The organism is Intrasporangium oryzae NRRL B-24470, from assembly GCF_000576595.1.
In the GTDB taxonomy this organism is placed as follows: Bacteria; Actinomycetota; Actinomycetes; order Actinomycetales; family Dermatophilaceae; genus Intrasporangium_C; species Intrasporangium_C oryzae.
Genome location: NZ_AWSA01000023.1, coordinates 59,166 through 67,417, shown reverse-complemented (window position 1 = coordinate 67,417; position 8,252 = coordinate 59,166). Strand labels below are relative to the sequence as shown.

The window sequence follows — 8,252 nt, the reverse complement described above, 5'->3', positions numbered from 1 at the left end:
CCCGCGCCTCCGCCCCGGCGCGCTCGGGCGGCCCCGCGGCCGCGGCGACAGCCGGTGGCGGGCAGACCCGCCTCGTCCACCTCGTCGGCACGGACGGCTGGGTCAGTATGCCGCTGGGCTCGCCGGCCGACCTGCCCTTCTTCCCCGACTCGCTCGCTCCGAGCCCCTTCGACACCTACGTCTTCGGGTTCCGTGACGTCACGGGAATGTCGGACACCCAGGTCGCCGCCCAGCGCGGGAAGGCCCAGATCAGCGCGCCGATGCTCGTCTTCGACGAGGAGGACGACATCACGATCAAGCTGAGCAACCTCGGCCTCGTCCAGCGCCCGGACCTCTTCGACGGCCACACCCTGCACTGGCACGGCTTCCGCAACGCGATCCCCCTCTTCGACGGCGTCCCGGAGCTGTCGCTCGCCGTCCCCATCGGGCGCGACCTGTCGTACTTCTACCGTCCCCACGACGCGGGCACGTACATGTACCACTGCCACTTCGAGGACGTCGAGCACGTGCAGATGGGCATGACGGGCATGGTCTTCATCCGGCCCAAGCAGAACCGCACCCCCGTCGGGACCGACCCGGTCGGGACGAAGTACGCCTACAACGACGGCGACGGCTCGACGCGCTACGACCGGGAGTTCGCGTTCATGATCACCGAGCTCTGGTCGGCGGCGCACTACCGCGACGCGCACATCCAGGTCAGTGACTGGACCGACTACGACCCCAGCTTCTGGCTGCTCAACGGCCGGGGGTACCCGGACACGATCGCGCCGAACGGCGACCCGCTTGTCACGACGGCGGGCCGCCTTCAGTACCAGCCAATCTCGTCACTCATCACGTGCAACGTCGGCGACACCGTGTTGCTCCGGCTGTCGAACCTCGGCTACCAGAACCACCCGATGACGATCGACAACCTCGACCTGCAGGTCATCGCGAAGGACGCGAGCCTCCTTCGAGGGCGCGACGGGTTCACCAACTACCAGGTGACCAACACCGTCGACCTCGGCCCGGGTGAGAGCCGAGACGTGCTCGTCCGTCCCGACCGGGTCGGCGAGTTCCTCTTCTACGACCGCCACTACTCCTACCTCGGCAACGGTGGCGGCACCGGCTGGGGAGGAATGATGACCGTCCTTCGAGTCGGCGCGCCGGGCACCTACCCGGCCCAGACGCTCCCCAACACGTGAGGCCCGGAGGTCCACGATGAGACTCACCACCGCTCGCCGTTCCCGCGCCATCGGCGCCGTCGCCGTCGCGGCCCTCGCCATCGGCGCGGGTGCGCTCGCCACCCGGCAGGGCGCCGTCGCCGCGACCTCTGAGGGGCTGCTCTGCGAGGCCAACGCGCAGCAGACCTTCTCGCTGACGGCCGGGAAGGGCTTCGTGTCGACACCCGACGGCAACACGATCCTCACATGGAGCTACGGAATGAGCACCCGAGGGTTTCAGCTCCCCGGCCCGACCCTCTGCGTCGAGTCGGGCAAGGACGTCACGGTGATCCTGCACAACGACCTCCCCGAGGCGACGTCGATCATCTTCCCCGGGCAGACCGGCGTGAAGGCCGACGGCAACCCGGCCCAGCCCGAGTTCGACACGGGCGGCTCGCTGACCTCACTCGTCCACCCGGCTGCGGCCGCAGGCGGATCGGTCACCTACACCTTCACGGCCGGCAAGCCGGGCACGTACCTCTACTCGAGCGGCACGGACGTGCGCAAGCAGCAGCAGATGGGCCTCTACGGCGCGCTCGTCGTGCGCCCGGCCGGGCACGCCGGCCAGGTCAACGACCGTGCGGACTCCGCGTTCAATCCGAGCCACGAGTACGTCTTCCTCCTGTCCGAGGTCGACCCCGAGGTGCACCTCGCGGTCGAGCGCGGCGAGCCGGTCGACTGGGCCGCGTACAACGCCCGGTACTTCATGATCAACGGGCGGAGCATGCCCGACACGCTCGCCCCGAACCACGCGTCGTGGCTGCCCAACCAGCCCTACGGGGCGCTCGTTCACATCCGGCCGTACGACGCAGCGACCAACCCGCTGCCGGCCGTGATCCGCTACGTCAACGCCGGCACGGTCAACTACCCGTTCCACCCGCACGGGAGCGACGAGCGTGTCGTCAACAAGGACGGCCGGGCCCTGCAGGGCACGAGTGGCCAGGACGTCGGCTACCTCAAGTACGACATCGACGTGAAGCCCGGACAGACCGTCGACGCCCTCATGGACTGGCGCGACGTCGAGCACTGGGACCCAGTGACCAACCCGGTGCCGACCCAGCTGCCGGTGATCACCGACCAGCTCCTCGTCGGCCCGGACACGTGGTTCAGCGAGAGCCCCTACCTCGGCAAGAAGGGCGAGCTGCCGTCGAACATCACCTCGCTCAACGAGTGCGGCGAGTACTACCACGTGGCCCACAGCCACGCGCTCCAGCAGGCGACCAACTACGGCGCGGCCTTCGGCGGCATGATGACGGTCTTCCGCATCGACCCGCCCAGTGGCTGTCCGGCGAACTGAGGACACGGCGATGACCACGGACACCTCCTCGAACCCCCGCCGGCCGGACGCCCGACGCCGGACCGCCCGCGCCCGGATCTCGGCCGTCGTGGCTGCCCTCGCACTCGTGGTCGCGGCCGGTCCGGCGCTCACGGCAGTCGCCGCGGGCTCCGCCCCTGCCACCGCTGCGGCTCCGGCGGCCTTCGTCCCCGCCGCGCCGGTCGGCAAGCTCACCCCGCGTGGCTGCACGGCCACCGCCCCCGGTGAGATCGCCTGCGACCTCTGGGCCATGCCCGGCACGAACCAGGTACTCGGCACGAACGTCCCCGTGTGGGGCTACTCGACGACTGGCGTGGCCGGCTCGGCGACGGCGCCGGGCCCGGTCCTCGTCGTGACCCAGGGCGACCGGGTGACGATCACCCTGCACAACGGGCTCTCGGAGGCCACCTCGCTCGCCCTTCCGGGCCAGCCGGCCGCGTCGTTCTCGGCGGGTCTCCCGGCCACCGCCGCGGCCGCCGGTGTGGCACCCGGGGGCTCAGCGGCATACAGCTTCACGGCGACGCGCGCCGGCACGTTCCTCTACGAGGCCGGCCACACGGCGGGCGGAGCCCGTCAGGTGGCGATGGGTCTCGCGGGTGCCCTCGTCGTCCTCGAGAGCGGCACGTCGGCCGGCACGGCCTATGGGACCGCCTATGCCGACGAGGCCGTCGTCGTGCTGAGCGAGATCGACCCGGCGCTCAACGCCGACCCCGCCCACTTCGACATGCGGCACTTCCGGCCGCGCTACCGGCTCATCAACGGCAAGCCCTTCCCGGCCAGCGACCCCATCCCCACGGACCAGGACCACCAGGTCCTGCTGCGCTACGTCGACGCGGGAGCCGAAGCCCACCCGATGAGCCTGCTCGGGTCGGAGCAGACGGTCCTCGCCACCGACGGCCACAAGCTGGCCAACCCCGAGGCGGTCGTCGTGGCCGCGCTCGAGCCCGGCATGACCCTCGACGCCCTGGTGCACATGCCGACGGGCCCCGAGTCGAAGCTCGCGCTCTACGAGTCCGCGGGGCACCTCGACAACAACGGCCAGTCGACGGCCGACCCGCTCGCCGTCGCCTTCGGTGGCATGCTCACCTTCCTCGACACGGCCGCGCCCGCGCCCAGCACCGACGGTGTGGGGCCGGTGTCGTCGTCGATCGCTGCCGCCCCCAACCCGTCCGACGGCCTCGCGCCGGTCACCGTGACCGCCCAGGTCAGCGACACGCGCACGGGCAACAGCAAGGTCGACCAGGCCGAGCTCGTCGTCGACGACGCGGTCACGACCGGACCGGGGTTCGGCACCCCGATGACCGCGACGACCGGAACCTTCGGCGCCGACACCACCGTGTCCGTCACTGGAACCATCCCGGCGACGCCCACCGCCCCGGCGACGTGCACCTCGACGCCGCCCCCGCTCGCGCTCAGCTGTCTCGATGCGGGCAAGCACCTCGTCTACGTCCGCGGCCACGATCTGGCCGGCAACTGGGGCGTCATCGGCTCGGTCGTGCTCAACCTGCCGAAGACCGGCCCGGCGACGACCGCGGGCTCGGTCGTTCCGAGCCCGGCCAACGGCACGAAGGACGTCGTCCTCAAGGCGACCGGCGACGACAGCGCCGCCGGCGGCACGATCACGGCCGCCGAGTACTTCACCGGCACCGTCGGCGCCAACGGGACGGGCACGGCCATGACGCTCAACCGGTCGGCCACCCTCGTCAGCGAGACGGCGACCCTCACGGCGGCGACCGTCGCCGCACTCGGCGAGGGCGACACCCACCTGTTCGTCCACAGCAAGGACTCGCTCGGACTGTGGGGCCCGCCTCTCGACGTCACGGTGGGCGTGGACCTCACGGCGCCCGGCGTCGCGGCCGCCTCGGTCGGGCCCAACCCGACGAACGGCCTCATCAGCGACAAGAGCCACCCCGGCTACCTCGTCGTCTCGGCCCAGATCGAGGACCGTGACGCCCGCGGCGGTGCCCAGAGCACGCTCATCGACGCCGAGGCCTTCCTCGACCCGGCATCGACGACGCTCGCGGGCGGCACCGGCCTGCAGCTGGTCCCCGTCGACGGAGCCCTCGACTCCTGGTCGGAGTCCGTCTACGGGCTGATCCCGCTCTCCCAGGTCCGCGCCCTCTCCCAGGGCACGCACCACGTCGTGGTCCGCGGGCAGGACGCGGCCGGCAACTGGGGCAGCCTGACCGGCACGAACGCGAGCGTCGAGCTCGTCGTCGACACGACCGCCCCGGTTCTGGGTTCCCTCACGGCAGCCCCGAACCCGACGCGAGGCGCGACATCGGTCACCCTGACCGGCACGGTCAGCGAGCCGGGGCTGCAGGCGGCAGAGTTCTGGCTCGGCACGACCGACCCGGGCGTCGGCAAGGGCACGCGGGTGCCGGTGAGCGTCACGGGCGGCACGGCCTCGGCGACGATCAGCCTCACCGGGATCCCGCTCGGGTCTCAGCGCTTCAACCTGCGGGTTCTCGACCTCGCCGGCAACTGGAGCAACGCGTCGAACGTGACCGTGCAGGTCGACCGGCCGAACGCGATCTTCAGCGACACGTTCAACTCGGGGACCCTGTCGGCCTGGTCCTCGGTGACCGGCACGCCCACCGTCACCGCCGCGGCGGGGATGCCGGTCACGGCCGGCAACCTGGGCCTGCAGGTGACCCTCGCGGGTGGGCGCGACAACGCCGCGGCGTTCGTCACGGACAACACGCCCAGCGTCGAGACCGAGTACCACGCCCAGTTCGGCTTCAACCCGAACACACTGAGAACCGGCACCGAAGGCCCGCTGACCCTCCTCGAGGGCCGCAACGGCCAGGCGAACAACAGCACCCAGGTCTTCCAGGTGCAGTACCAGCGGCCCACCGCGACCACCGCCGCCCAGGTGCGGGTCGTCATGACGCGCCCGGGCACGACGGCCCTGACGAGCCCGTGGCTCACGCTCGCCGCCGGCGCCCACACCGTCCGGGTCGACTGGGTCTCGGGCGCCGCGGGCACGCTCCAGCTCTCGGTCGACGGTCAGGCGCCGCAGACCGGGCAGAGGCTGACCGGCAACACCGGCACGCTCCGCATCGAGGCCGCACGCCTCGGCCTGACCGCGGGCGTGGTCAACAGCAGGACGACGGCGGAGGCGGGCACGGCCTTCTTCGACTCGTTCGTCTCCACGCGGTTCACGCTTCCGTAACCGCACCCACTCGTGCCGGGGTCACCTGCCCGTGACCCCGGCCGCCACTTCCGGAGGGCAGTCCGAGAATGAGCATCAACCAGCACCTGAACCCGCGGGCCTGGCCCGTGCGCATCGTGCTCGGCGTCGTCGTCGTCGCACTCCTCGCCCTCGGCGCCCACACGGTCTGGTCGGACCGGAGCGACGCCGCGCGCGCCGTCCCGCAGTCGACGGCCATGGAGTCGGCCCTGGGCATCCGCTTCTCGCGGGTGGCCGTCGTCGGTGACGGAGGCCTCGTGACGCTCTTCTACGTCGTCCTCGACGCCGAGAAGGCGAACACGTTCCAGTCCGACCTCAAGCATCCGCCGGTCCTCACGAGCGAGGCCCGCGACGGGAGCACGAGGCGGGTCTCGATCATGCGTCCGGGTCACGGCCTGCGGCCCGGCTCGACCGCCTACCTCGTCTACGAGAACACTGCCGGGGCCCTTCGCCCGAACGAGCTCGTCACGATCAGCTACGGCGGGATGACGCTGCAGCACGTCCCGGTGCTGTGATGTCCCTGCCGACGTCCAAACCGACGTCCCCGCCGACGTCCCCGCCGAGGTCCGGAACGGGGACCCCGCCGGTACGGAGGCGCGGCCGCCTGGGCCGGTCCGTGGTGCTGGGCCTCGTCGTCGCCGTCGCCGGGGTTGTGCTGCCGGCCGGGACGAGCCAGGCCCATGCGTACCTCGCCGCGAGCTCTCCCGCGGACGGGGACAGCGTCGAGCGCGCCCCCGATCGACTTCGCCTCGACTTCAGCGAGCACGTCCAGCTCGCGTCCACGCGGATCACACTCGTCGACCAGGAGGGTCACGCGACGATCCTCGGGAACCTGGAGCTCGAGTCGGGCACTCCTGAGCCCGGCCCGGATGCCGCCCCCGACGAGGCAGCCACCGCAGGCCCCGGGGCCGGGGCCGAGGACACGGAGTCGCCGGTGTCGGTCGTCGCGCCGCTGCCCGATCTCCGTCAGGGCGCCTACCACGTCGCGTGGGAGACGCTCTCGAGCGACGACCTGCACCGGACCGCGGGCGTGCTCGCCTTCGGCGTCGGAGACACGGTCGACGCCGTGGGGCTCAGCGAGACGGCACCCGAGGGCACCGAGGTGCTCGGCCGTTGGGCCGTCCTCGCCGGTCTCGCACTCGCCCTCGGCTCCCTCGTCGTCTCGACCCTGCTCCTGTCGTCCGTCGGCGACGAGAGGGCGCGGACCCGCCTGCGGCGCAGGCTGACCCGACTCAGGAGGGCCGGTGCCGCAGGCGCCGCCCTCGCGGCGCTCGCGCTGCTCATCGTCGAGCTGTCCCGCTCCGGCACAGAGGCGCTGTCGACGCCGTATGCCGTCAAGTGGGCAGCCCGCACGGCCGGCCTCGTCCTGCTCGCCCTTCCTGGCGCGGGACCGGTCGCGGCGGATCGGCGCCCGCGAGCCCGGGGCACGTCGTCGGTCGACACCGTCGTGCTCGGGCTGGGCGTCGTCCTCGCGTGTGTCGGCACGGTCCTGCTCGGTCACGTCGGGGCGCGCGGTGGCCCGACGTGGTACCTGGCCGCCACGCTGCACCTCGCCTCAGGTGCCGCCTGGGCCGGAGCGGTCACCCTCCTCGCCGGGACCGCGACCCGGCGACGACCGCTGCGGCTCGGGGGCGGGGACCTCGGGTCCCTCCTCCGGGCCTTCCGCTGGCCCGCCGCCGGACTCGTCACCGTCGTCGGCGTCACGGGAGTCCTCCTGGCGAGTGACGTGGTCGGGTCGGTCGACGCGGCGCTCGTCACGGTGTACGGCCGCGTCCTGCTCCTCAAGTCCGGGCTCGTCGCCGTGGCCCTGCTCCTCGCCCTGTGGACGACCCTCGCCCTACGCACGCGACCGGCTGCGCGCTCCGCCACGCGGATCGCGGTCGAGGCGACCGTCGCGGTAGGGGTTCTCGGCCTTGCTGCGGCCCTGGCAAGTGGTCAGCCGGCCCTCCAGCCCGAGCTCGTCTCCTCCGGTCCGACCGCGTCGACGATCGTCGACCGCCATGTCGCCGACCTGCAGGAGACGCTCACGCTCCGGCCGAACCGGCCCGGCGCGTCGATCGCCTTCGTCGACGTCCTCGACACGCGTCGCCCCTCGATCGGACCGGTGCTCGGCGTCACCGTCACGGTGGGCCGGGGTCGTCCCGTCGAGGCGAGCCGGGTCGACGGCACGAGATGGGCCGCACCCGTCACCCTGCCCGCCACCGGGACGACCCCGGTCCGCGTGGACGTGCGCCGGCGTGGTGTCGACCCGGTCTCGGCCGACCACACGTGGGTCGTCGGGCGGGCTGGGGCTGTTCGGCCGATCCTCGTGTCGACCGCGCCCGTCGCTGGCTCGCTCCGCGCCTCGGGCGCCGTCCTCCTCGTCCTGGCTGGGCTCGGCTGGTGGTTCGCGCTGCAGCGACGCCGCGCCCGTTCCTCGGCCGAGCCGCTTCTCGTCGTCGAGTCCGTCCGCGAGGAGGGAGTCCAGGCATGATGCCTCGGGCATGGTCGCCGGCCGGTCGGCGTGCCGGCCGCCGGAGCGCTGCGACGGCGGGTGGGTGCAGGG

General features: G+C 72.4%; 5 protein-coding genes. All 5 read left to right on the top strand.

The genetic code is table 11. From position 1 onward, the window contains the following. The coding region (locus tag N865_RS12110) for a multicopper oxidase domain-containing protein (RefSeq protein WP_051510505.1) at window positions 1–1,181 on the top strand (1,181 nt) is incomplete at its 5' end. Window positions 1,182–1,197: 16 nt separating this feature from the next. Beyond that, window positions 1,198–2,496 carry a multicopper oxidase domain-containing protein gene (locus N865_RS12105; RefSeq protein ID WP_051510504.1) on the top strand — a complete coding sequence of 433 codons (1,299 nt, stop codon included), beginning with the start codon at window positions 1,198–1,200 and terminating at the stop codon, window positions 2,494–2,496. A gap of 10 nt (window positions 2,497–2,506) precedes the next feature. Next, the gene (locus tag N865_RS23300) at window positions 2,507–5,689 is read left to right on the top strand and encodes a multicopper oxidase domain-containing protein (RefSeq protein WP_034806091.1); all 3,183 of its coding nucleotides are present in this window, start codon (window positions 2,507–2,509) and stop codon (window positions 5,687–5,689) included. A 68-nt stretch (window positions 5,690–5,757) separates the two neighbouring features. Then, window positions 5,758–6,222 (top strand): hypothetical protein, encoded by a 465-nt coding sequence (locus N865_RS12095; protein ID WP_034806088.1) that lies wholly within the window; start codon window positions 5,758–5,760, stop codon window positions 6,220–6,222. Between the two features lie 101 nt (window positions 6,223–6,323). Further along, complete coding sequence (locus tag N865_RS12090; protein WP_034806085.1) at window positions 6,324–8,180, top strand: copper resistance CopC/CopD family protein; 1,857 nt, start codon at window positions 6,324–6,326, stop codon at window positions 8,178–8,180. The last annotated feature ends 72 nt before the right edge of the window (window positions 8,181–8,252 follow it).

Excerpts from the sequence above, each read along its gene's own strand:
- N865_RS12105 (WP_051510504.1), top strand. The coding sequence starts at position 1,198 with ATGAGACTCACCACCGCTCGCCGTTCCCGCGCCATCGGCGCCGTCGCC.
- N865_RS23300 (WP_034806091.1), top strand. The coding sequence starts at position 2,507 with ATGACCACGGACACCTCCTCGAACCCCCGCCGGCCGGACGCCCGACGC.
- N865_RS12095 (WP_034806088.1), top strand. The coding sequence starts at position 5,758 with ATGAGCATCAACCAGCACCTGAACCCGCGGGCCTGGCCCGTGCGCATC.